The organism is Thioclava sp. GXIMD4216, from assembly GCF_037949285.1.
GTDB lineage: Bacteria > Pseudomonadota > Alphaproteobacteria > Rhodobacterales > Rhodobacteraceae > Thioclava > Thioclava litoralis.
On record NZ_CP149926.1, the window covers coordinates 1,762,110 to 1,784,746 of the forward strand.

The window sequence follows — 22,637 nt, forward strand, 5'->3', positions numbered from 1 at the left end:
ATCCCGGCCTTTTTTATTTCGCTCCCTTTTCGGCCTCGCGCACTTTTGCGGCCAGATCGCGGGCAATCGCGAAGCTGCCCTTGATCTTCTCGGCGTCATTGGACCAGTCGCGACGGATGATCAGCTTGTTGTCGCGCAGCTTCGCCAGATCACGTTCTGTGGTAAGATAATCCACCAACCCCGCGGGATTGGGGAATTTATCATTGTGGAACTGGAGTGTGACCCCTTTCGGCCCCGCATCCAGCTTGCCGATATGGGCCCGCTTGCACATGCCCTTGATGCGGATCACCAGTAGCAGCGTGTTGACTTCCTTCGGCAGCGGGCCAAAACGGTCAATCAGCTCGGCGGCAAAGCCCTCCATTTCGACCTTGGTGGTGATCTGGCTCAGACGGCGATACAGCCCCAACCGCACATCCAGATCGGGGATATAGTTTTCCGGAATGGTGACAGGCACACCCAGATTGATCGTGGGCGACCATTCGCCATCGGCTACATCTTCCCCCAGCTCGCCCGATTTCAGCTTCGAAATCGTTTCTTCCAGCATGGACTGGTAAAGCTCGTAGCCGACTTCCTTGATATGCCCCGATTGCTCTTCACCCAAAATGTTACCTGCGCCGCGCAAGTCCAAGTCTTGGCTAGCTAAATTAAACCCTGCCCCAAGGCTGTCCAGCGATCCGAGAAGCCGCAGCCGCTTTGTGGCCTGCGGGGTCAGCGGCATCCGCGGCTTGGTTGTCAGATAGCAGTAGGCCCGCATCTTCGAGCGCCCGACCCGCCCGCGGATCTGGTAGAGCTGGCTGAGGCCGAACATATCGGCGCGGTGGATCACCATCGTATTGGCGGTCGGAATATCCAGCCCCGATTCCACGATGGTCGTGGCCAGAAGCACGTCATATTTGCCATCATAAAACGCGTTCATCCGCTCATCCAACTCGCCCGCCGCCATCTGCCCATGCGCGGTGATGAAGGTGACTTCGGGCACCTCATTGCGCAGGAACTCCTCGATTTCAGCCAGATCGGTGATGCGTGGCACGACGTAAAAGCTTTGCCCGCCACGGAAACGTTCGCGCAAAAGCGCCTCGCGGATGGTCACCGTGTCGAATTCCGAGACATAGGTGCGAATGGCCAGACGGTCGACAGGCGGTGTGCCGATCACGGATAGATCCCTGACTCCGGTCAGGGAAAGTTGCAGCGTCCGTGGAATGGGGGTCGCGGTGAGTGTCAGCACATGGATATCCGAGCGCATCTCTTTCAGACGCTCTTTATGCTGGACGCCAAAATGTTGTTCTTCATCAATGACAAGCAGGCCAAGGTTCATAAACCGAACCGCTTTGGCCAGCACCGCATGGGTGCCGATCACGATATCGACGCTGCCATCTGCCAAGCCCGCGCGGGTTGCCGCGGCCTCTTTTGCGGTCACGAAGCGCGACAAGGGGCGGACATTGATCGCGGTATTCCGGAAACGTTCGGCAAAGGTTTTGTAATGCTGGCGCGCCAGCAGCGTGGTGGGGGCGATCACCGCAACCTGTACCCCTGCACTGGCGGCGACAAAGGCTGCGCGCATGGCAACCTCGGTCTTGCCAAAACCGACATCGCCGACCACCAGCCTGTCCATCGGTGTGCCCGATTTCAGATCCTCCACCACATCCTCGATCGCCGCAAGCTGGTCATCGGTCTCGCTATAGGGGAAACGCGCGGCGAAGGCCTCCCATTCGTGATGCGGAACCTCCAGAACCGAGGCCTTGCGCAGGTAACGCTCGGCGGCAATGCGCATCAGCTTGTCGGCGATCTCGCGGATACGCTCTTTCAGGCGGGCTTTCTTGGCCTGCCATGCCCCACCGCCCAGTTTGTCAAGAAGTCCGTCTTCATGCCCGAAACGGCTGAGCAATTCGATATTGACGACCGGCAGAAACAGCCTGTCGCCGCCCGCATATTCCAGCAAGATGCAATCCAGCGGCGCCCCAAGCGCCGAAACGGTTTCCAGCCCCTTATAGCGCCCGACCCCATGATCGACATGCACGACCAGATCACCTTGAGACAACGACTGAGCTTCGGTCAGGAAGTTATCCGCTTTACGCTTCTTTTTCGGTTTGCGGATGAGCCGGTCTCCCAGCACGTCCTGTTCCGAAATCACGGTCAGCGCCGGATCATCCCCCTTGGGCGGTGCTTCGAACCCCTGATCAAGCGTCCAGACCGTCAGGTTGACCCCCGGCCCGATCTGGCGCGCATCCGAAATCAGCCGCGCGATATGTAGCCCTTCATCTTCCATCAGCCCCTTGAGCCGCTCGCGCGCGCCGTCCGACCAGGAGGCGATCACTACGGGCCCCTGTTTGAGCCGTGTCTGAACATGGTCACGTAACGCACCGAAAAGACTGACGTCTTCCATCTGTCGTTCGGGGGCAAAACTGCGCCCGATCCGCGCCTCGGCATCCAGAATCCCTGGTCCCGGCGGTGCAGAGAGCACTTGCAGGGCAAGCACACGGCGCGGCTTCAGGATGCTGTCCCACGCCGTTTCATCAAGATAGAGAAGTTGCGGTGCGGCGGGTTTGTAGACGCTATCCACCCTGTCGCGCCGTGTCATCGCCTCGCGACGGGTGTCATACTGGTCGGAAATCTGTTCCCAACGCGCCTCGCGCAAGACCGGAATTTGATCGTCCAGCAAGATGGAGGCCTCTGGAATATAGTCAAAAATCGTTTCCATCCGGTCATGGAAAAACCCCAGCCAATGTTCCATGCCCGCATGTTTGCGACCGGCGGAGACGGCCTCGTAGAGCGGATCTTCGGCACCACCCGCACCGAATTCCACGCGATAATTCTGTCGGAAACGGGCGATCGAGGCCTCGTCGAGGATGACCTCGGAGACAGGTGCCAGTTCGATCCGAGTGAGCTTTTCCGTCGTGCGCTGGGTTGCCGGATCAAACCGGCGCACCCCGTCAAGCACATCGCCCCACAGATCCAGACGCACGGGACCGCTTTCTCCGGGGGAAAAGATGTCTATGATACCGCCACGCAGGGCAAATTCGCCCGCTTCCGACACCGTGGGCACAGGCGAAAATCCCATGCGTGTCAGGAAACCGCGCAGCGCCTCATCCTTAAGGTGCCCACCAACCTTGGCCACAAAAGAATTATCTGCAAGTACCTGACGCGCAGGTATTTTCTGCATTGCCGCCGAAAGCGTCGTCAGCAGGACAAAGGGTCCGGGCACCCCCGATTGAAGGGCTGCCAGGGTCGCCATGCGGGCTGCCGAGATTTCGGGATTTGGCGAGACGCGGTCATATGGCAGGCAGTCCCATGCCGGAAAACTGAGCACCGTCACCTGAGGGGCAAAAAATCCCAGCGCCAGACGCATCGCCTCAAGCCGCCTGTCGTCGCGGGCGATATGGATCACGCTTTGACCACGCTCCAGCTCGCGGACCAGAAGTTTCGCGTCATACCCTTCGGGTGCGCCGGAAAGAACGAAATGCGTCATCGCTTGGGGCCTTTGTCTATGCGCGTCTCGGGCGCGGTCCGCAGGGTTAGATAGGTGCCGCGCCTACCAAAGTCGAATGGTCTGTGACAGCAGATTGCTCAGCATCCCCCAGAGTGCAGTGACAAAGATCACGGACATTCCAAGAAGTTGCACCCGAAATCTCGCACCATGTACAAAGTTGGCAATCGCCTCGGCCTGCCCGTTCTCGCTCAGGCTCAACAAGAGCTTTGCGTTGTAAAGGGTCATGATTGTTACAAAACTGAGAGGCACGCCCAAAAGAAAGGCGGCCTGTGCCAGTTCGGCGCCATAGCCAAACCCGGTGATCAGAAGGAAGCTTGTCAGGAAAAACCACCCCCCCGTCAGCGCCGCCTTGGCCTGACTGAAACGGATCAGGCGGCGCGCGCTCAGCCCTGCGGCCAGAACCAGATCGTCCGCCGTCTCGGCATTGCGCCGGTACTGGGTGACCAGATCATAGGGGATGCCCATCGCGAAATGGGCGGCAAAAGACCAGCAGACCGCCAGCATGATCCAGTACCAGAGGCTGGAAAAGGAGTGCATGTCGATCAGGGCGAATATGGTGTTGGTGAAGTCCACTCTTTATCTTCTTTTGGCTTGATCGCGTGGATGTGTTCTTTTTCTAGCCGATTCAAAGGCTAGAGGGAAGCATCCCCGCGGTCAAAAGGCTTGAGTTTCTGGCCGCTGCGTGGCACCCCGTTTGTAATAACGGAGACATAGAATGACACCGCTTTTTCCTGCTTTTCCTCATAACCGTATGCGGCGTTTGCGCCGGACGGCGGCTTTGCGCGATCTGGTGCAAGAAAACCGTCTGAGCGTGAAAGACCTCATCTGGCCGATTTTCATCACCGATGTCGCGGGGGCCGATGTCGAGGTGCCTTCGATGCCCGGTGTGTTCCGCAAGACGATCGAGGGCGCGGTGCGTGCGGCGGAAGAAGCGGCAGAGCTTGGCATTCCGGCGCTATGTCTGTTCCCTTATACCGATCCGGCGGTCAAGACGGAGCTGTGCGAAGAGGCGTGGAACCCCGAAAACATTACCAATCGGGTGATCCGCGAAATCAAGAAACATGTGCCGGAAATCGCGATTATGACCGATATCGCGCTGGATCCCTATAATTCGCTCGGCCATGACGGTCTGGTGAAGGATGGCGTGATCCTGAATGACGAAACGGTTGAGGCGCTTGTGAAAATGGCTTTGGCTCAGGCCGAGGCCGGTGCCGATATTCTGGGGCCTTCCGATATGATGGATGGGCGCATCGCGGCAATGCGCAAGGCGATCGAGGATGCGGGCTACGGGCGCGATGTCTCGATTTTGAGCTACTCGGCCAAATTCGCCAGTGTCTATTACAGTCCTTTCCGCGATGCGGTCGGTGCGTCGGGCGCCCTGAAGGGCGACAAGAAGACCTATCAGATGAATCCGGGCAATTCCGACGAGGCGCTGCGTCTGGTGGCGCGCGATCTGGCGGAGGGGGCGGATATGGTGATGGTCAAACCGGGCCAGCCCTATCTGGATGTCTGCCGCCGCGTGAAAGACGAGTTTGGCGTGCCGACCTTCGCCTATCAGGTCTCGGGGGAATATGCGATGGCGATGGCCGCGATCCGCAATGGCTGGCTGGATCATGACAAGGTGATGCTGGAAAGCCTTCTGGGGTTCAAACGGGCCGGTTGTGACGGGGTGCTGACCTATTTCGCCCCCGCCGCCGCGCGGGCTTTGGCCAACGGGGCCTGATCAAGGCTTGGCCCGAGGCCGACAGCCCCTTACAGGAAGTGACAGGCCCGATTTTTCGGGCTAGTCTTTCAAACAAAGGGGTGCGCCCCACCTAGGCGGGCGGTCAAGCCCGATGTGAAATCGAGCGAGAGGCAGTGAGATGATTTCCAGACGTAACCTTCTGGCTATGGGCGGCGCCGCATGCGGTCTTGCAGCCTGTGGCAACGGGATCGGGTCCAATGGCGGGCCGCAGATCGATGCGCGGGTCGACGCGACGCGTGATTATTTGCTGAACCGCTATCCGGGGACGCAGGAGCTGATGGGCAAAGCGGTCGGTGTTCTCTACATGCCGCTGGTGACCGAGGCGGGCTTCGGTATTGGCGGCTCTTACGGGCGCGGTGCGCTGCGGATCAATGGCGCCACGGTTGATTATTACGCCGTGACCTCGGCGTCTTTCGGGTTCCAGATCGGGGCGCAGCAATATGCGCATGCGCTGTTCTTCATGACCCCCGAAGCCTTGTCGGGGTTCCGCCGTGCGGATGGCTGGCAGATTGGCGCGGATGCCAAGTATGCGCTGCCCGATCGGGGCGGCTCGCTTGGCACCGACACCACCACCTCGCGCGCGCCGGTCATTGCGCTGGTCTTCGGTCAGGCCGGTCTGATTGCGGGGGCGTCGCTTGCGGGCAGCAAATACACCCGCATTATTCCGTAATAAATACCGGCATAACAAAGACAAAGCACGCGAACTTCGCGTGCTTTCTTATGTCTGGTCTTTGGCCTGTGCCTCAGCTGCCCAGAATGACCTTCACATAATTCATCGTTTCCTGATACGGCGGAATACCGTTATATTTGGCAACAGCTTCCGGACCCGCGTTATAGGCGGCAAGCGCATGGCGCCAATTCCCGAAGCGGTCATACATCATGCGCAGATATCGCGCCCCGCCATCAAGATTCTCTTCCGGATTGGAAATATCGACATTCAGTTTGGCCGCCGTGGCGGGCATCAACTGGGCCAGCCCGCGCGCGCCTGCATGCGAGACCGCCTGCGGATTCCAACCGCTTTCCTGCTGGATCAGACGCAGGAACAGATCGGGCGGAACGCCGTGTTTCTGGGCCGCAGCACGCGCAATGGGCATGTATTTCCCGCGATATTTTCCGGTATAGCTGGGAATGACCGCCGCCGTGATGGTCTTGCCATCGGGCCGCAGGCGCGAGCTGTGTTCATATTGTCCGGCAGCACGGGAATCCAGAAGCTGGGTCTGGTTGCGGAAAAGCTGGGTACGGTTCGAGCTGGAGGCGCCTGAAAGGCGCAGACCTTCTGCAATCGCAGGGCTGCTGGCCACCGAGATGGCACAAGTGATCAAAGCAAGGAGCGTCCCCGCAGCCTTTATCCGCATCATCCTCTGTCCCCAGCTTTTTTGGTTGCGGCTGAATATACCCAAAAACGTCGTGTTGAAAACCCTTTGAATCTGCCGTCGGGGCAAGCGTATGGGTGCGCGGATTTGGCGGGGTGACCCGCCATGCAGGCGCATTCGTGCTTTGCATGCCGTGCCGGTCTGGTATACCCGGCGCAATCACTTGAATCGCGGCATGCGTCGCATGTCAGCCAGCCAGCGGAGGTTTTTTGATGGCAGGATCGGTCAATAAGGTCATTATCGTGGGTAACCTCGGCCGTGATCCGGAAGTTCGCAGTTTTTCGAATGGTGGCAAGGTCTGCAACCTGCGGATCGCGACCTCGGAAAACTGGCGTGACCGTAATAGTGGCGAGCGCAAGGAACGCACCGAGTGGCATTCGGTCGCGATTTTCAGCGAGCCTCTTGCGAAAATCGCGGAACAATATCTGCGTAAAGGGTCGAAGGTTTATATCGAAGGCCAGCTTGAAACCCGTAAATGGCAGGATCAATCCGGTCAGGACCGTTACACGACCGAAGTCGTGCTGCGCCCCTATCGCGGCGAACTGACTTTGCTGGACGGGCGCAATGACGGCGGCCAAGGTGGCGGCGGTTACGGTGGAGGTCAGGGCGGCGGCTATGGCGGCCCCTCTTCAGGCGGCTATGATGACGGCCCGTCCTCGGGCGGCTATGGCGGCCCGTCGCAAAGCGGTGGCGGCAGCAGCCGTCCCGATTTCGACGACGAGATCCCGTTCTGACGGTCATACCTCCATATCGCACGTTTTGAGATGAAACATCCCTTACCATCTAAGTGGTAAGGGATGTTTTTGGAACGGGTGCGGGATGCGACAGTGGCGATGGCTGTCCGGATGGCGCAGCCGTCTTATGACCGCGGAGACCTAATTGCGGCTCGGGCTTGTGCCGGGGGCAACCGGATGGACCATGCGGTTGCCCGTTGTCTTGCAAGGAGTGTCAGCGCAGGATGAAATCGACGGCTTCGGGCATCTGCGGCAGATCCGTCTCGCCCAAGGCGCGTTTCAGCGAGATTTCGATGGCGGTCGCAAAAGCTGTCAGCGGCAATGCGTTGACGCGGTCCGAGAAAGGCTGTTCCAGCTCTTCGGCCAGCGCATCAAGTCCGAAGAACGCATAGGCCACAAGCCCCGCCACCAAGGGGGCCACCGCCCCGAGCGTGTCGACAAAGCCGAAAGGCAGGATGACACAATAGATATAGGCGGTGCGGTGGAGCAAAAGCGAATAGGCAAAGGGCACCGGCGTATTGGCCAGCCGTTCGCAGGCAAGAAGCGACTGCGACAGGCGGGTCAGGCTTTCATGCAGTACAAGCGCCTCGACATGGGTCAGCTTGCCCTTGCGTTCGGCCTGCCCCACGATCCGCGCGGCCTGCGCCAGAGCCTCGTCGCTCTGCCAGTTCTGGCTGCGTCCGCGCAACTGCGTCTCTACCAGATGCGCAAAGCGGATCAGGCTGTGAAGAAGAGCGCTCCGTTCGGGCAGGTCTTCCAGCATGGTGGTCTGGCGGATCACATCGCGTGAGGACTGGATCAGCACGCCCCAATGTTTGCGCGCCTCCCACCAGCGATCATAACAGGCGCCGTTACGGAAGCTGAGAAAGATCGACAGCGCAATCCCGATCAGTGCGAAGGGCGAGGGATCAAGGCCCTTGATATAATCGGGGAAATGATCATGCCCCAGAACGACGGCAATCCCGATGCCGAATACCACCAGAATCTGGGGCCAGATGATCTGGACGACCGAGCCTTGCAGGATAAAGAACAGCCCCAGAATTGTGGGGCGTTTGCGGATGATCACGATGATCCCCTTTTGGCTGAAGAAAGCGACTCTCACCGCTGGCGATGAACGCTAGCATGCTTCGCCTACGCAGATGAAGATCTCCCCACAAGCGCCATGATGCAGGCAACGTAAGGGCAAATTGTCTCAGGTGACAGGCTGGGCCATCGCCCGCCAGCGCCGGAGATGTTCGGGGGTCACCATTTTGCGTGCGAGCACAGGGGCGATCTGCGGCCCGTAGAGGCTTTGCACGGGCCAGTTGCCCAGTAGCGCGGGCGCAAGCTGCGGACAGGTGCGCAGCAACGAGATCTGGTCCTGCCGCGACAGCGCCTGAAACCCCACAGGGCCGGGCCAGAAGCTTTCGACCCAGAGACCGTTGATCCGAACGGCGGAATGCGTTTCGAGCAGCAGGTGGATATAGCTGATCTGGCGTTTGCCGCGCATGGTCCTTGCCCCCTGCCAGCCGCAATCGGCCAGATGTCTGGCACGGATAAGACGCGGACCGGTCTCGGTCCTGAGCCAGACGCAATGCTGGCCCGACAGCACGATCCTTTCATGCGCCCCCAGTGATCCGGCCCGAATCTCTATCGGCAGCAGACGGGGGGTCTTCAGGTCTTGCTCCCCGAGATCGCGACGCCCGACCCAGAGCACGCGCGCGGCTTTGTCCTGCGTCTGCACGAAATCGCCCGCGCGCAGGGTCTCGATGGCACGCGGCCCTTCGGGGGTGGCAATCTGCATCCCCGCCGCGATACAGGGAATGCCGATGGAATAGAGCTGCGGCGCGGTGGATAGCAGGCTCGGGTCCACATTCTGCAATGTGAGCGTCTCGCCATTTGGGAAGGACAGAACCGAGCCGCCTGCCCCGTCCGAGCTGATCACCACATCCCATGCATTCACCGGATCGCCATTGGTATCGGTGAGTGCGGACACGTCGAGCTGGTCGACCGTATGCCCGTCGCCGCTATCGGTCATGTCGAAATCGGTGACGATGTCAGAGCCGAAATCATCGGCCAGACCCAGCGTATCCGCACCGTCGCCTGTCGTGATCAGGTCGTCGCCGGTGCCACCATAAATAAGATTGGCCCCCTGACCGGCAAGGATCGTGTCATTGCCCTCACCGCCATCCAGCGTGTCCTGTCCGGTGGTGGTCGAGCCGACGAGGGAATCGTTGCCCGCGCCGCCTGACAGGGAATTGGCACCGGTTCCGGCGATCAGCGTGTCGTTGCCATCGCCCCCGTCAAGCGTCGTATTGCCGGCACCGCCATGAAGGTAATCATCGCCCGCCTCGCCATAAACGACATCATTGCCGTGATCGGTATAGACGATGTCATCGCCAGCACCGGCATAGACGGTATCATCCCCCGTGCCTGTATTGATTGTGTCCGCATAGGCGCTGCCATCGATCTTGTCGGCCCCTGCGCCCGCATCGATATTGACGCCACTGCCGGCCAGACCGGCATCGAACTGGTCATCATAGCTGGTACCGTCGATTTTCTCGACATCCCAGAAATAGGTCAGAGTGCTGCCGCCATCATAGCTGATGGTGCCGACACCATTGGGGTCGGAGGTCCAGCTGACCTCTGCGGCCCCGCCCGAGAGCGAGACCGTATCGAAATCCGCCCCGCCATAGATGCTGCTCGCCCCGTCGGTTGCGCGCAGATCGAACAGGTCGTCTCCGGCATCGCCATAAAGCTGGTTCTGGCCGGTGCCGCCCCAAAGCGTGTCATTGCCCGCGCCGCCGCGCAGGGTGTCATTTCCGGCCCCGCCATCCACATAGTCATTGCCCGCACCGGCATCGATGCTGTCATTGCCATCGCCACCAAAGAGCGTGTCGTCCCCCGCACCCGCCTGAACGGTATCGTCCCCCGCCTCCATATTGGCGTAAAAGCCCGACCCATCGAGGGTGCCGTCCAGCGAATCCGCATAATTCGAGCCGACATAGCCTTCGATATTGTCATAGGTCAGGCTGCTGGTGCCATCGGTGGCGGAGCCATCCTCGAAATCGCTGGAGGTGATGGTGACCCCATGCCCCAGACTGTAGAAATTGAGGATGTCGTTATCCGAACCGGTGGTGGTCGTGCCGCCGCCCAGCACCGTGTCGATGCCCCAGCCATCGCTGAAGAAGAAGACATCGGCATCGGCCCCGCCATCAAGGGAATCATTGCCGCTGCCGCCCGTGATCGCATCCGCGCCGTCGCCGCCGTGGATGGTGTCGTTGCCTTCATCCCCGTGCAGCGTATCATTGCCCGCATCGCCATAAAGCAGATCATTGCCCGTTCCGCCGCTGATGAAGTCATTGCCATCGCCGCCGTAGAGGGTGTCATTGTCTCCTTCGCCGTAGATCACATCATTGCCGGTCCCCCCGAGGACCGAATCCGCACCGGCATTGGCCCAGATGGTGTCGTTGCCCGCACCGCCATCGATCGTATCGTTATAGGCCCAGTTATTGGTTCCGCTGATGTCGTCGATGATATCGTCGCCATCGCCGCCTCTGACACTGTCGCCATCAAGCGAGCTGGCCCCGCCTTGGCCGTAATAGATGGTGTCATTGCCCGCGCCGCCGTCAATAGTATCGGCACCAGCATTGGAGGTGATGGAATCATCTCCGGTGCCACCCGCGAGCGAGTCGCCATTGGACGCGCCGATGATCGTGTTATTGCCGGTAGAGCTGTAGCTTGCCGAATGGATCGCCGAATAGTTGACGCCCGAGGTGTTGGTGGTTGACGAGGGCGACATAACGACGCCCGGCTGGATCTCGGAACTGGCGAGATAGCCGACGATCGTGTTGCCGATCTTGACGGTATAGAAGACCTGCGGATTGCCGCTAGGATCGGTATAGTTGAACGCATCCTCGATATAGGCGGTGCCCGAGGTGATCAACGTGCCGCTGGAATCGCGGATCTCCAGATGCTGGAAGTTGTCATTGCTGACGTTATCGGTGGCCGTATCGCCCGATAGCTGGCTGTCATCATCAGTGAAGGTATAGGTCAGCCCGTTGGTTGACGCCTCCCAGTCCGGCCGGAGCCGGTACCCCCCGCTGACAAGCTGGAAGTCGCTGGTGCTGTAACCAACAAAGGTATAGGTGGTCGACATACAAACTCACAGATGAAACACGTGGCCAGAGAGATGAGGCCATCCTGTCTCAAATGTTCGAATGTCTGGTTAATGCCATATATGGTTTTTTAAATAGAATCAGGATTTTGTCGCTTTGCGTCCGCAGAGCCGGGGGCAAAGCCCATCTCGCGATCCACCCATGCGATCACTATGGCGACAAGACGTTGCTGCACCGCAGGCGTTAGCGCCTGTCCCTGCGGGATATGGTGCCACGTTTCCAGACAGCTACGGCAACAACAGGCGGTGGCATGTTGTGCAATAAACACCGGATGGCCCCGCATCGGGGTCTGTTTGCCGTCCTTATGCGGGTATGCAGGGGCCAGCCGCATAGCGATGAAATCCTGCGCATGGCGCATAATCACCGACCGGCCCTTTGCATCGCAATAGGCCCGCTCGCGCGGGCCCAGATGAAAGCGGGATCTGAATCTGGATCGGGACAGGCGCGCGAAAAGCTCTGCCTGTGCCATCGCGCTCAGGCGCGACCGAGTTTCGCCAGACGGGCCGAACGCAGCTGGGCGAAATCATCGCCCGCATGGTAGCTCGAACGGGTCAGCGGCGTTGCCGAAACCATCAGGAAGCTCTTGGAATAGGCCGCCTTTTCGTAGGCTTTGAATTCTTCCGGCGTCACGAATTTTGCCACGGCATGGTGTTTGGGCGTCGGCTGCAGATACTGACCGATCGTCAGGAAATCGATATCGGCAGAGCGCATGTCGTCCATGACCTGACGGACCTCATGGGCCTCTTCGCCAAGGCCGACCATGATCCCCGATTTGGTAAACATGGCCGGATCCAGCTCTTTCACGCGTTGCAACAGACGCAGCGAGTGGAAATAGCGCGCACCGGGACGCACTGTCGGGTAAAGCGACGGCACGGTTTCGAGGTTGTGGTTGAATACATCGGGACGCGCCTCGACGACCTTCTCGAGCACTTCCGGCCCGCATTTCAGGAAGTCCGGCGTCAGGATCTCGATCGTGGTTGACGGGCTGCGATGGCGGATCGCGCGGATGGTCTGGGCGAAATGCTCTGCCCCGCCATCTTCCAGATCGTCACGGTCCACCGAGGTGATCACCACATGCTTCAGGCCGAGCTTTTCAACGGCATGGGCCACACGACCCGGCTCGAACACATCCAGCGCGTCGGGCTTGCCGGTGGCCACATTGCAGAAAGAACAGCCGCGCGTGCAGATCTCGCCCATGATCATCATGGTGGCGTGCCCCTGCGACCAGCATTCGCCCACATTGGGGCAACCGGCCTCTTCGCACACGGTCACAAGCTTGTTCTCGCGCATCAGATCGCGCGTCTGCTTGTAGCCTGCCGAGGTGGGCGCCTTGACCCTGATCCAGTCCGGCTTCTTTGGCTGGGCATTATCGGGGCGGTGTGCCTTTTCCGGGTGGCGCTGGTCGGGGATTTTGAGATCGCGCATGGGATGGGTATCCTTTCGGCTTTGAACCAGCACATAGGCCCAAATTCCGACGAATGCAACGGAGAGTGCGACAGATCGTCCCGCCTGACAGCTTGCGCATATCAGCCTTTCGGTCTGCGCACACCCTGCACCCGTTCTTATTGCGCCGCTTGCAGGCGCGGACGACGGTAACTTCCGGCGACGGGGAATTCGCTGCGCGCCTTGTCGATCACGGACTGCCCCGCCTCGCGCAGGATATTGGCCACGTTTTCGAACCATTCGCCATCATCAACTGCATCGGCACGACGCACAAGGCGCAAGACCCGACCGGGTTGCTCGCCAAAGCGCGAGAGCGCCAGATCGGGGCTTGAGTTCTTTTCGGCCATCGCCGCGATCTCGGGGATCAGGGTCACGCCCATGCCGCTGGCCGCCAAGGCGCAGAGCGTCGAGAGCGACGAAGCCCCCAGATCGACCGATTGCGCCTCGCGGTTCACATTGCAGACCTTGAGCGCCTGATCGGCCAGGCAATGCCCCTCTTCCAGCAGCAAAAGCTCGCCCGGATCCAGCGCATCCGGAGCCAGACCGGCCATGCGCTCCAGTGCTTCGGGCAGACCTGCCAGCAGGAAATGATCCTCGAACAGCTCGATCTCTTCGGTCTCGGGAGCGGGCGTGGCAATTACGGCGGCATCCAGACGCCCCTTGCGCAGATCTTCCAGAAGCTCTGCCGTCTGGGCCTCGCGCAGTCTGAACCCCGATTGGACAGATTGCAGTCTGGGCAGCGCCGAGGGCATCAGATACGGCGCAACCGTCGGAATGACACCAAGGTTCACCTGCCCCTGCCCGCGCCGCAGATCGGCCTCGAGCGATTTCAGCTCGGCATCGATCCGGAGTGCGTGATCAATCACCATGCGCCCTGCCCGCGTCAGTCGGATATCGCGCGGACGGCGTTCCACCAATGTAAGCCCGAGTGATTGTTCCAGCTCGCGGACCTGCATCGACAACGCCGGCTGGGTGACATGGACTGACTCCGCTGCCCTGGAAAAATTCCTAAATTTTTCAAGAGCTAGCATGTATTGCAACTGGCGCAGGGTGATATTCATAAGACTACCTTATTGCTAATCTAAGTATTACCGATTTCCCTTTATCACGTATCTGCCGGATAGTTCCGTCGTAAGGAATAAGGCTAAATTTGCAAAGCGGAGGAACAAATGACCGATAAGTGCAAATTAACAACGAGTGCGGGTGCCCCTTGGGTGTCGAACGAAACCTCCGAAACCGCAGGTGCGCGCGGGCCGGTTTTGATGCAAGACTATCAATTGATTGAAAAACTTGCACATCAAAATCGCGAGCGCATCCCGGAACGTACCGTCCATGCCAAGGGTTGGGGCGCGCAAGGCACATTTACTGTCACACATGACATTACACGATATAGTTGTGCCAAGCTCTTCTCGGAGATCGGCAAACAGACCGAAGTCCTGTCGCGTTGGTCTACCGTCGCCGGAGAGGCCGGAGCCGCCGATGCAGAGCGCGATGTGCGTGGATTCTCGTTGAAATTCTACACAGAGGACGGAAATTGGGACATGGTGGGCAACAATACGCCCGTCTTCTTCGTGCGCGATGCCTATAAGTTTCCCGACTTCATCCACACCCAGAAGCGCCATCCCCGCACCAATATGCGTTCTCCGGAAGCAATGTTCGATTTCTGGGGACGAAGCCCCGAATGTGTGCATCAGGTAACGATCCTGATGTCCGATCGCGGCATTCCGAAAAACCCCGCCCATATGAATGGCTATGGGTCGCATACCTACTCCATGTGGAATGCGGCGGGCGAGCGGTTCTGGGTCAAGTTCCACTTCCGCACCATGCAGGGACATGCCCATTACACCAATGCCGAAGCCGGAGCGTTGATCGGCAAAACCCGCGAGAGTTATCAGGAAGATCTCTTCGGGATGATCGAGGCGGGCAATTACCCCAAATGGCGTTTCATGATCCAGGTGATGCCCGAGAAAGAGGCCGAAACGCTGGCGTTCAATCCGTTCGATCTGACCAAGGTCTGGTCACATAAGGAATATCCGTTGATCGACGTGGGTATTCTGGAAATGAACCGCAATCCGGATAACTACTTCCAGATGGTGGAAAATGCGGCCTATTCGCCCTCGAACAAGGTGCCGGGCATTGGCTATAGCCCTGATAAGATGCTGCAGGCGCGCGTATTTTCCTATGCCGACGCCCATCGCTACCGCCTTGGCACGCATTACGAGGCCCTGCCCGCGAATGCGCCGAAATGTCCGGTGCATCACTATCACAAAGACGGTGCGATGCGGTTTTTCCCGCAGCAGACCGGTCATCCGGACGCCTATTATTCGCCCAACCAGTATGAGGAAGCGGCCGTTGCGGACCCTGCGGCTCAGGAACCGCCGCTGCGGATTGACGGCAATGCCGATCGCTATGTGCAAGAAGATGCGGATGCCGATTATATCCAGCCGCGCGCGCTTTATCTGGAGGTCATGAATGATGCCGAACGCGACCGCCTGCATCACAATATGGCCGAAGCGATGGCGTCCTGTTCCACGCCGGTCACGGAACGCTGGCTGTCCGTGCTGAACCGTGTGCATCCGGATTATGCGGCGGGTGTGCGCAAGGCGCTTCAGGGATAAGATGCCGCAAGAGCCTTTCGGGCCTTTTTCCCTTGGCGCGTAGCGGAGTGTGTAAGACCTGAAAAAGGCCCGGGAGATGGAGATCTCTCGGGCCTTCAACATGGCGCGCGCCCCAAGGTTCGGGCGCCGGGTCAACCGATCAACGGGCTTTTGCCGCCATAGCGTTCCTCGTAATGGCGGTGCAGCCGGATCAGAGCGATGCGTAAAACGATTTTGCCAGAGCGCGCCGACCAGCCCATATCCCGCTCGGTCGTCTCCAGCCCTTCCAGAAAACAGCAGCAACGAAGCACGATATCGCCCAGTCCGGGCCCCAGATCCTGCAGGGCCGCGCCGACCCGCAGTTTGGCTGCCTCGGATCCGGATTCGAGATTGCCCTGCACCGAAAGCCCCCCCGAAATGCCCGCCGTCAGGAAGCGGTCCCAGTTCTGCGTCACGCGCGGCCCCATTTGCGCCAGTTCGAAATCCTCGCGCAGCCGCTCGCCCGCGGCAACAAGCTCGGCCCCCAGAAACGGCTTGCCATCCCTGTCACGCCGCCGCGCAAGAATGCCCAACGGGCTTTCGGAAGTGTTGATGCTGGGGCGACGTGCGGTTGTCTCGCATTCCGGATCTTCAGGATGTGTGCCCGGCTTGCTGCCCTGCTTGGACGCCGCCGCCAACCGTAAGGCATCGCGACCACCCCGCGTGATCTCGTAACTGGTCACACGGCCCTGATGCTTGACGGCAATCCAGTTGCGCAGCGCAAGGGATTCCGCAAGCCCGACCTCGACCACCATCAACCGCACGGTGCCGCGCAGCACAACAGCCTTGTCCATATTGGAGGCCATCACAAGCAAGGCGCCAAATTCGGTCAGACGTTGCAAAACGCGACGGGACTCATAGGAGAAATCGACAATATCGTCTTTCTTCGGAGGCGTGTCATCTTGGAGCGCAAGGCACGCACCGCCATCGCGCAGATGTTCCAGAGCCGCATCCACCAGAGGATCTTCGCGACGTTCTTCGATGCGACGGATACGCCGCAGAATAGTCGAGGCGTGACAGCCCTCTTGGCGGGCCAGTTGCCGAATCGAGATCCCGTCTTCGACATGGTTGAGATACAGTTTCGCGTAGCTTGTTAACCAATTAGGAACGGAGCCATGACGCAAGTCAGAATGCATTTCGGTTCTCCCAAAAAGGTGGCGGCACGCAAAGGTTGAATAAGTGTCATTCACAGAATTGTGCCGTCTATTTGTTAACCATGTTTGGAAGGGAATGTTCGGGCGGAATCTGATAAAGATTACCAATACCTGCGCACGGTCCTTTGCAAAAACACGCAACACACCCAGAGGTTGATTAGCATTTGTCTTCGGGAAAAATGGAGGCAAAAGTGACAGTATCGGACTCTCTCGCAATCGATATCCGCCGTCCCCGCCTGCTTCTTCAGGCGGCACGTTACAGCGCAAAACACTATCGTCGCGACCGCGATCTGCGGCGTATTTCGGGGATCACGCCTCTCGGGAGCTCAGGGGATGTTTTGAAAACCCTGCTGGCGCAGGAGGCCGAACTGGACGCGCTCAGGCGGGTCTCGCCGTTGCAGGCAGGCCGGTACAGCATCGCGCGGCATATCGATCTGCTGGCCGCCATTCTGTGTGAATTGCCGCGCTGCGGGCCGCTAGCGGTATAGCGGCACGCCGCATGATGACATTCGGGCCGCCTATCCCTGGGATGGGCGGCTTTGCTATTTGCGGAAAAGAGATCCCAATAGGCCCCGCACCAATGCCTGACCGCTACGGCTTCCTAATTGGCGCGCAAAACTTTTTCCAAATGTTTCCAGAATTGTATCAGAGCTTTTTCTTGCGCTGCCCGAGCTGGATTTGGAATGGGTTCCGCTATAGCGGCGGGCATGGCTATGCGCTTTTTCCTCACCGGGTTGGGCGCTTTCCTGACTCTGGCCCGCGCGGTGTTGCAAAATCTCGTAGGCAGAGTCGGGGTTGACCGGTTGCCGGTATTTTTCAAAAAGATCGCAGGACCGGATGAGCGCCTGCCGATCGACATCCGTTATCGGCCCAAGCTTTGACATGGGCGGGCGGATCAATGTGCGTTCGGCGATGCCCGGAATGCCCTTCCGATCCAGAAACGAGGTCAAAGCCTCGCCTGTCCCGACATCCCGAAGTGTATCGAGGATCGAAAAGCGTGGATTGTCGCGATATGTCTCGGCGGCGCGTTCCAGATTTTTCTGGTCTTTTGCGGTGAACGCGCGCAGCGCATGTTGCACCCGATTCCCAAGCTGCGAGAGAACATCATCCGGAATATCCGTCGGATTTTGCGTCACAAAATAGATGCCTACCCCTTTGGAGCGGATCAGACGCGCGACCTGTTCGATTTTCTCCAGCAAGGGTTTGGGGGCGTCGTCAAAAAGCAGATGGGCCTCGTCAAAGAAAAAGGCGCAAACAGGTTTCTCGGGGTTGCCAACCTCTGGAAGCGTTTCAAATAGCTCGGAGAGAATCCATAGTAAGAATGTCGCGTAAACCTTTGGCGAATTTATAAGTTTATCTGCAGTCAGAATGTTGATCTGGCCGCGCCCGTCAGGTGCGCTCCGCAGCATGTCGGGAAGCGATAGCGCGGGTTCGCCAAAAAAAACTCCGGCCCCCTCCGTTTCGAGAATAAGCAACTGGCGTTGGATCGCGCCGATGGAACGGGCATCGACATTGCCATAGCGTGCCTGAATTTCATCCGCTTTTTCAGATACGTACAGAAGCAGCGCCCGCAGGTCATCAAGGTCGAGAAGGGCCAGGCCTTCTTGGTCCGCCAGATGGAAGGCAATATGCAATACGCCTTCTTGCGCCGGCGACAATCCAAGAAGCTGTGTCAGAAGAACCGGCCCCATTTCCGAGATCGTCGTGCGTACCGGAATGCCCTGCTGGCCGAAAACATCCCAGAAAACAGTTGGATAGGCGCGATACCGGATGTCAAACCCAATGGTTTCGGCGCGCGTTTGAAAAGCCTTGTGAAGCTTGGCTGTCTCACTGCCGGCCTGGGCCAATCCGGAGAGATCGCCTTTGACATCCGCCATGAAAACCGGCACGCCAGCGTCGCTGAAACCCTCTGCAAGAACCTGTAAGGTAACGGTTTTTCCTGTTCCTGTCGCACCTGCGATCAGGCCGTGGCGGTTGCCGTGGTCAAGGCGCAGGGACTGGACGTCTTGATAATCGATACCGCCACCGCCGACGAAAATCCCTGTTTCTGTCAGCGTATTGGGCCGTGTCGGGCGGGAAAGATCACTCATGCTGGACTCTCGAACTCTGGCAGTTGAGTGAGGGTAAAATCTACGTTCAATGACGGCAACGAAAAATTAAGTATCTTCCCCTAGTCTCCTAGATATCAGGACGGCGAATTGAGCATCGCTTTTTCTGATTTTTCCTCCCTGTCAGACTGGCCGCATCTAGGTGCGGCTTTTTTTTGTGCAATCGCTTGAAAATTCACTGTGTCACACAGGTTTCATGCGCAAAGCCTGTTGACGAGTTTCCAAGAGGCTTCTAGCGTCGCCTTAAATGACGACGTCGGCCAAGTCCGACAGGGGGAACCTCTTGAAAAGGGCACCGAAAAATCGGGCCCTTTTCTTACTTCAGACCATCCTGTTCCGTTTTCACGACCTGCCTCGCTTGGTTTTGATCACAAGGATTTTGCCCTGACACTCTCTTATCTCCGTGCTATGCCTGACCGCGACGGCCATGATTGGCCCGAATGAAGGATTGAAAGGCATTATGACCAATCTGAATAAGACATTGATGCTCGCCTGCGCGCTGAGCATGTCCGCCTCGTTCGCAATGGCGCAAGATGCTGCGCCGGCAACCGACACCCCCGCCGCACCCGCGCAAGCCGCACCGGCGGCAGAGGCGCCCGCAGCTTCCGGTGACGCTGCTGCAGACGCTAAAGAGCCTGCTAAAGACGGCCCCGGCACGACCTATATCGCTTCGACTCATGGCGATTGGAAAGTGCAATGCGTGCATACCGAAGACGGTTCGGATCCCTGCCAGCTTTATCAGCTGCTGAAAGATCAGACCGGCAATAACGTTGCCGATATCTCGATGTTCCCGCTGCCCGATAATTCGCGCGCAGCTGTTGGTGCCACCATCATGGTACCGCTGGAAACGCTGCTGACCCAGAATGTGGTCATGAAGCTCGATGGGAACGAGCCGAAGGTCTATCCCTTTACCTTCTGTGCTCAGGCGGGCTGTTTTGCGCGCATCGGTCTGACCCCCGAAGAGCTGAACCAGTATAAAAAAGGCAACAAGGTTGAGATGACCATTGTTCCGGTGGCCGCACCGACCCAGAAGGTTAATGTGACGATCTCGCTGTCTGGCTTTACGGCTGCCTTTGACGAAGTCAAAGCGTCCAACGCAAAAATCCAAGCCGAGAAAAAACCGGCAGACAACAAGTAATCCGTTGATACAGAACGAAAAAGCCGCCTTTTGGGGCGGCTTTTTATGTTTAGGCCCGCTTCAATGCCAGCACGGCATTCATGCCACCAAAGGCGAAGGCATTGGATAAGGCGATATCCACCCTGCTTTGCCGCGCGGTATTCACCACGATATCAAGGGCGCATTCAGGATCGGCTTCGTCATAATTGATCGTCGGGGCAAGCGTATCCTCGTTCAGTGCCAGAAGGCAGGCCAAAAGCTCCACGGCCCCTGTGCCGCCGATGCAATGACCATGCATAGCCTTCGTCGAACTGATCGGAACACGGGATGCATGCGGTCCCAAAGCGCTTTGGATCGCGGCGCATTCGGTTTTGTCATTGGCTGTTGTGCCGGTCCCGTGGGCGTTGATATAGCCCACCCGACCAGCCTCGATCCGGCCATCCTCCAAAGCGCCACGGATCGCACGGGCAGCCCCGTCCTGTGACGGCATCACAATATCACTCGCATCCGAACACATTGCAAAACCACAGATTTCGGCAAGAATTTGCGCGCCTCGCGCCCGCGCATGCGCAAGACTTTCCAGAACGAAAACACCGGCACCCTCGCCCTGCACCATCCCGTCACGGCTTTTGGCAAAAGGACGACATCCGGTCTTTGACATTACCCGCAAGCCTTCCCATGCCTTGAGCCCGCCAAAATTCAGCATCGCTTCCGAACCGCCCGCCAGCATACCATCGGCAAGACCCGCGCGGATCATTTGATAGGCCAGACCGATTGCATGGTTCGAACTGGCGCAGGCTGTCGCGACCGAAAAGCTTGGTCCCTGAAGCTGCCATCGCATAGAAAGATGGGAGGCGGCGGCATTGTTCATCAACCGCGGTACGGTAAACGGATGAACGCGGGATTTGGCTTCTGCATAAACGGTATGAAACGCGTCATTGACAGTGCCGTTCCCGCCACCTGCCGTTCCCATGATACATCCCCATCTCAATGGGTTATCAGGCGTTTCTAATCCGGCCTGTGCCATCGCCTCGGCCCCGGCCACAAGCGCAAATTGCGTAAAGCGGTCGTAAAGGCCTAGTTCTGTACGGGTGAAGCGCGCCTCGGGCTGCCAGCCTCTTACCTGCCCCCCGATCCGGATCTGTAACCGCTCAAGATCGGGGATATCCAATGTGCCGATCCCGCAACGGCCTTCACGCATGGCTTCGAACGTGCCGCGCACATCCTGCGCGAGCGCATTAACGGTTCCGGCTCCGGTGATAACGACGCGCTGCATGGCTCAGGCGAGCGCCCCGCCTTTTTGACCGCAAATCATTCGCTCGACCGCGCCGACAATCGCACCGACCGAAGAGATGTCGAAATCCGACTGGCTCGGCTCGTTTGCGTTGAACGGCACGGAGATATCGAACGCTTCCTCGATGGCAAAAATCATTTCAACCAGACCAAGGCTGTCCAGCCCCAGATCCTCAAGCGTCATATCCGGTTGCACATCTGCGGGCGCCATAACAGCTTCCCGCGCAATGATGGAGATGATTTGCTCTTGCACGTCAGACCTCATGAGGTGATTACTCGGTGCCCTTGTTTTCTCTCAGATCTGCAACAGTTTTACGAAGATCTGCGAATTGTGCAAACAATCTCGGCAAGCGGCGCAGGGATTTCTGGATTTCAACCTGTGTTTCCATCTTCACGGCAGGCGAGCCAAGAAGCACCCGTCCGGCCGGTGCATTTGTGAAGATTTTGGTTGAACCACCGGCGATAACGTCATCACCAATAAAGATATTATCCGAAACGCCGGTCTGGCCGCCTAGCACGACACGGTTGCCGATCTTGGTGGAACCGGCAATCCCGACCTGACCACAGAGCATGCAGTCCTCGCCGATCTGGACATTATGACCGACACAGACAAGATTATCGAGCTTCGTGCCATTCCCGATTTTCGTCGCACGGATAGTGCCCCGATCCACCGTGCTATTGGCACCGATCTCCACATCATGTCCAATTTCGACCGTGCCCAGAGAATGGATGCGCGTCCAATGCTGCTCGCGGATTTCCGCCCGCTTGCCAACGGTATCGCGGATCTCTTCCACACCGGACTTTTCGGGCGTCACGAAAGAAAATCCGTCTCCGCCCAGCACGGCATTGGGGTTGCAGATGAAACGGTCGCCGATCTTCACATAGGCCATGATCCGGACGCCAGAATGGATTAGCGCCTGCGCACCGATCTGCGCACCCTCTGCGATATAAACCTGTGCAGCGATACGGGCTTGCGGCCCGATCTTCACACCGCGTCCGATATAGGTGAACGGCCCGATCGCCGCGCCCTCGCCGATTTCGGCGCTCGGATCGATCACGGCAGAAGGATGGATGCCAGGGGCAATTTCCGGACCCGGATCGAAGACGCGCGACAGGCCGGCCATCGCCAGACGCGGACGGGGCACGAAAATGGCCGCCTCAAGCGGGAAATCTGCAAGCGATGCGCCTTCCCACAACATCGCAGCACGTGCCTGACCCTCTTGCAGACCGGCGGCATATTTCGGGTCCATTGCCAAGGCGATCTGATTGGCGCTGGCAGTCGCGGGCTCGGAGGCGCCGGTAACGCAGATCGCGCCATCCCCCTCGAACCGAGCGCCAAGAGCCTTTGCAATCGTATCAATGCGATGTGCCATCGAACTGCCTTTCTTTCG

At 58.7% G+C, this 22,637-nt stretch carries 19 protein-coding genes; 6 read left to right on the forward strand and 13 right to left on the reverse strand.

What is annotated here, in order from left to right; genetic code table 11:
- Positions 1 to 13: 13 nt before the first annotated feature.
- Both mfd and WDB88_RS08810 read right to left on the reverse strand, forming a co-directional pair.
- A complete protein-coding gene (mfd, locus tag WDB88_RS08805; protein WP_339107297.1) occupies positions 14 to 3,466 on the reverse strand; it encodes a transcription-repair coupling factor in 3,453 nt (1,150 codons plus the stop codon).
- Positions 3,467 to 3,529: 63 nt separating this feature from the next.
- On the reverse strand, positions 3,530 to 4,060 hold the full coding sequence (locus WDB88_RS08810; RefSeq protein WP_339107298.1) for a component of SufBCD complex: 531 nt from the start codon (positions 4,058 to 4,060) through the stop codon (positions 3,530 to 3,532).
- Between the two features lie 142 nt (positions 4,061 to 4,202).
- On the opposite strand from WDB88_RS08810, the gene hemB reads away from it, so the two are divergent.
- Positions 4,203 to 5,210 carry a porphobilinogen synthase gene (gene hemB / locus WDB88_RS08815; RefSeq protein WP_339107299.1) on the forward strand — a complete coding sequence of 336 codons (1,008 nt, stop codon included), beginning with the start codon at positions 4,203 to 4,205 and terminating at the stop codon, positions 5,208 to 5,210.
- A 139-nt stretch (positions 5,211 to 5,349) separates the two neighbouring features.
- Entirely contained in the window at positions 5,350 to 5,901 is a 552-nt protein-coding gene (locus WDB88_RS08820; RefSeq protein ID WP_339107300.1) for a lipid-binding SYLF domain-containing protein, read from the forward strand.
- 73 nt (positions 5,902 to 5,974) lie between these two features.
- On the opposite strand, the gene WDB88_RS08825 is transcribed toward WDB88_RS08820, so the two are convergent.
- Complete coding sequence (locus tag WDB88_RS08825; RefSeq protein ID WP_339107301.1) at positions 5,975 to 6,589, reverse strand: lytic transglycosylase domain-containing protein; 615 nt, start codon at positions 6,587 to 6,589, stop codon at positions 5,975 to 5,977.
- 227 nt (positions 6,590 to 6,816) lie between these two features.
- Between WDB88_RS08825 and ssb the strand changes: the two genes are divergently transcribed.
- A complete protein-coding gene (gene ssb, locus WDB88_RS08830; RefSeq protein WP_339107302.1) occupies positions 6,817 to 7,338 on the forward strand; it encodes a single-stranded DNA-binding protein in 522 nt (173 codons plus the stop codon).
- A gap of 214 nt (positions 7,339 to 7,552) precedes the next feature.
- On the opposite strand, the gene WDB88_RS08835 is transcribed toward ssb, so the two are convergent.
- The 5 genes from WDB88_RS08835 to WDB88_RS08855 all read right to left on the reverse strand — a co-directional run bounded on the left by WDB88_RS08835 (position 7,553) and on the right by WDB88_RS08855 (position 13,999).
- Positions 7,553 to 8,404, reverse strand: a complete 852-nt coding sequence (locus tag WDB88_RS08835) for a bestrophin family protein (RefSeq protein WP_339107303.1) — start codon at positions 8,402 to 8,404, stop codon at positions 7,553 to 7,555.
- A 126-nt stretch (positions 8,405 to 8,530) separates the two neighbouring features.
- Positions 8,531 to 11,476, reverse strand: coding sequence for a Hint domain-containing protein (locus WDB88_RS08840; RefSeq protein WP_339107304.1), 2,946 nt, complete (start codon positions 11,474 to 11,476; stop codon positions 8,531 to 8,533).
- An 89-nt stretch (positions 11,477 to 11,565) separates the two neighbouring features.
- The gene (locus WDB88_RS08845; protein WP_339107305.1) at positions 11,566 to 11,964 is read right to left on the reverse strand and encodes a DUF4186 domain-containing protein; all 399 of its coding nucleotides are present in this window, start codon (positions 11,962 to 11,964) and stop codon (positions 11,566 to 11,568) included.
- A 5-nt stretch (positions 11,965 to 11,969) separates the two neighbouring features.
- Positions 11,970 to 12,920 (reverse strand): lipoyl synthase, encoded by a 951-nt coding sequence (gene lipA / locus WDB88_RS08850; RefSeq protein ID WP_339107306.1) that lies wholly within the window; start codon positions 12,918 to 12,920, stop codon positions 11,970 to 11,972.
- 137 nt (positions 12,921 to 13,057) lie between these two features.
- Positions 13,058 to 13,999, reverse strand: coding sequence for a LysR substrate-binding domain-containing protein (locus WDB88_RS08855; protein ID WP_339107307.1), 942 nt, complete (start codon positions 13,997 to 13,999; stop codon positions 13,058 to 13,060).
- A gap of 108 nt (positions 14,000 to 14,107) precedes the next feature.
- Here WDB88_RS08855 and WDB88_RS08860 point away from each other — a divergent pair, with 108 nt between their 5' ends.
- Positions 14,108 to 15,556, forward strand: a complete 1,449-nt coding sequence (locus WDB88_RS08860; RefSeq protein ID WP_339107308.1) for a catalase — start codon at positions 14,108 to 14,110, stop codon at positions 15,554 to 15,556.
- 131 nt (positions 15,557 to 15,687) lie between these two features.
- Here the strand turns inward: WDB88_RS08860 and WDB88_RS08865 are convergent, their stop codons facing one another.
- Positions 15,688 to 16,710 (reverse strand): DUF6456 domain-containing protein, encoded by a 1,023-nt coding sequence (locus WDB88_RS08865; RefSeq protein WP_339107309.1) that lies wholly within the window; start codon positions 16,708 to 16,710, stop codon positions 15,688 to 15,690.
- Positions 16,711 to 16,919: 209 nt separating this feature from the next.
- Here WDB88_RS08865 and WDB88_RS08870 point away from each other — a divergent pair, with 209 nt between their 5' ends.
- Complete coding sequence (locus WDB88_RS08870; protein WP_339107310.1) at positions 16,920 to 17,216, forward strand: DUF6477 family protein; 297 nt, start codon at positions 16,920 to 16,922, stop codon at positions 17,214 to 17,216.
- A gap of 54 nt (positions 17,217 to 17,270) precedes the next feature.
- Here WDB88_RS08870 and WDB88_RS08875 read toward each other — a convergent pair whose 3' ends face one another.
- Positions 17,271 to 18,818, reverse strand: coding sequence for a helicase HerA-like domain-containing protein (locus WDB88_RS08875; RefSeq protein WP_339107311.1), 1,548 nt, complete (start codon positions 18,816 to 18,818; stop codon positions 17,271 to 17,273).
- Between the two features lie 478 nt (positions 18,819 to 19,296).
- On the opposite strand from WDB88_RS08875, the gene WDB88_RS08880 reads away from it, so the two are divergent.
- The gene (locus WDB88_RS08880; protein ID WP_339107312.1) at positions 19,297 to 19,974 is read left to right on the forward strand and encodes an invasion associated locus B family protein; all 678 of its coding nucleotides are present in this window, start codon (positions 19,297 to 19,299) and stop codon (positions 19,972 to 19,974) included.
- A gap of 49 nt (positions 19,975 to 20,023) precedes the next feature.
- On the opposite strand, the gene WDB88_RS08885 is transcribed toward WDB88_RS08880, so the two are convergent.
- Genes WDB88_RS08885 through WDB88_RS08895 form a run of 3 tightly spaced genes read right to left on the reverse strand, consistent with a single transcriptional unit; the run spans position 20,024 to position 22,619 of the window.
- On the reverse strand, positions 20,024 to 21,229 hold the full coding sequence (locus WDB88_RS08885; RefSeq protein ID WP_339107313.1) for a beta-ketoacyl-[acyl-carrier-protein] synthase family protein: 1,206 nt from the start codon (positions 21,227 to 21,229) through the stop codon (positions 20,024 to 20,026).
- A gap of 3 nt (positions 21,230 to 21,232) precedes the next feature.
- Positions 21,233 to 21,511, reverse strand: coding sequence for an acyl carrier protein (locus WDB88_RS08890; RefSeq protein WP_339107314.1), 279 nt, complete (start codon positions 21,509 to 21,511; stop codon positions 21,233 to 21,235).
- A 7-nt stretch (positions 21,512 to 21,518) separates the two neighbouring features.
- Complete coding sequence (locus WDB88_RS08895) at positions 21,519 to 22,619, reverse strand: UDP-3-O-(3-hydroxymyristoyl)glucosamine N-acyltransferase (protein WP_339107315.1); 1,101 nt, start codon at positions 22,617 to 22,619, stop codon at positions 21,519 to 21,521.
- Between the last annotated feature and the right edge of the window lie 18 nt (positions 22,620 to 22,637).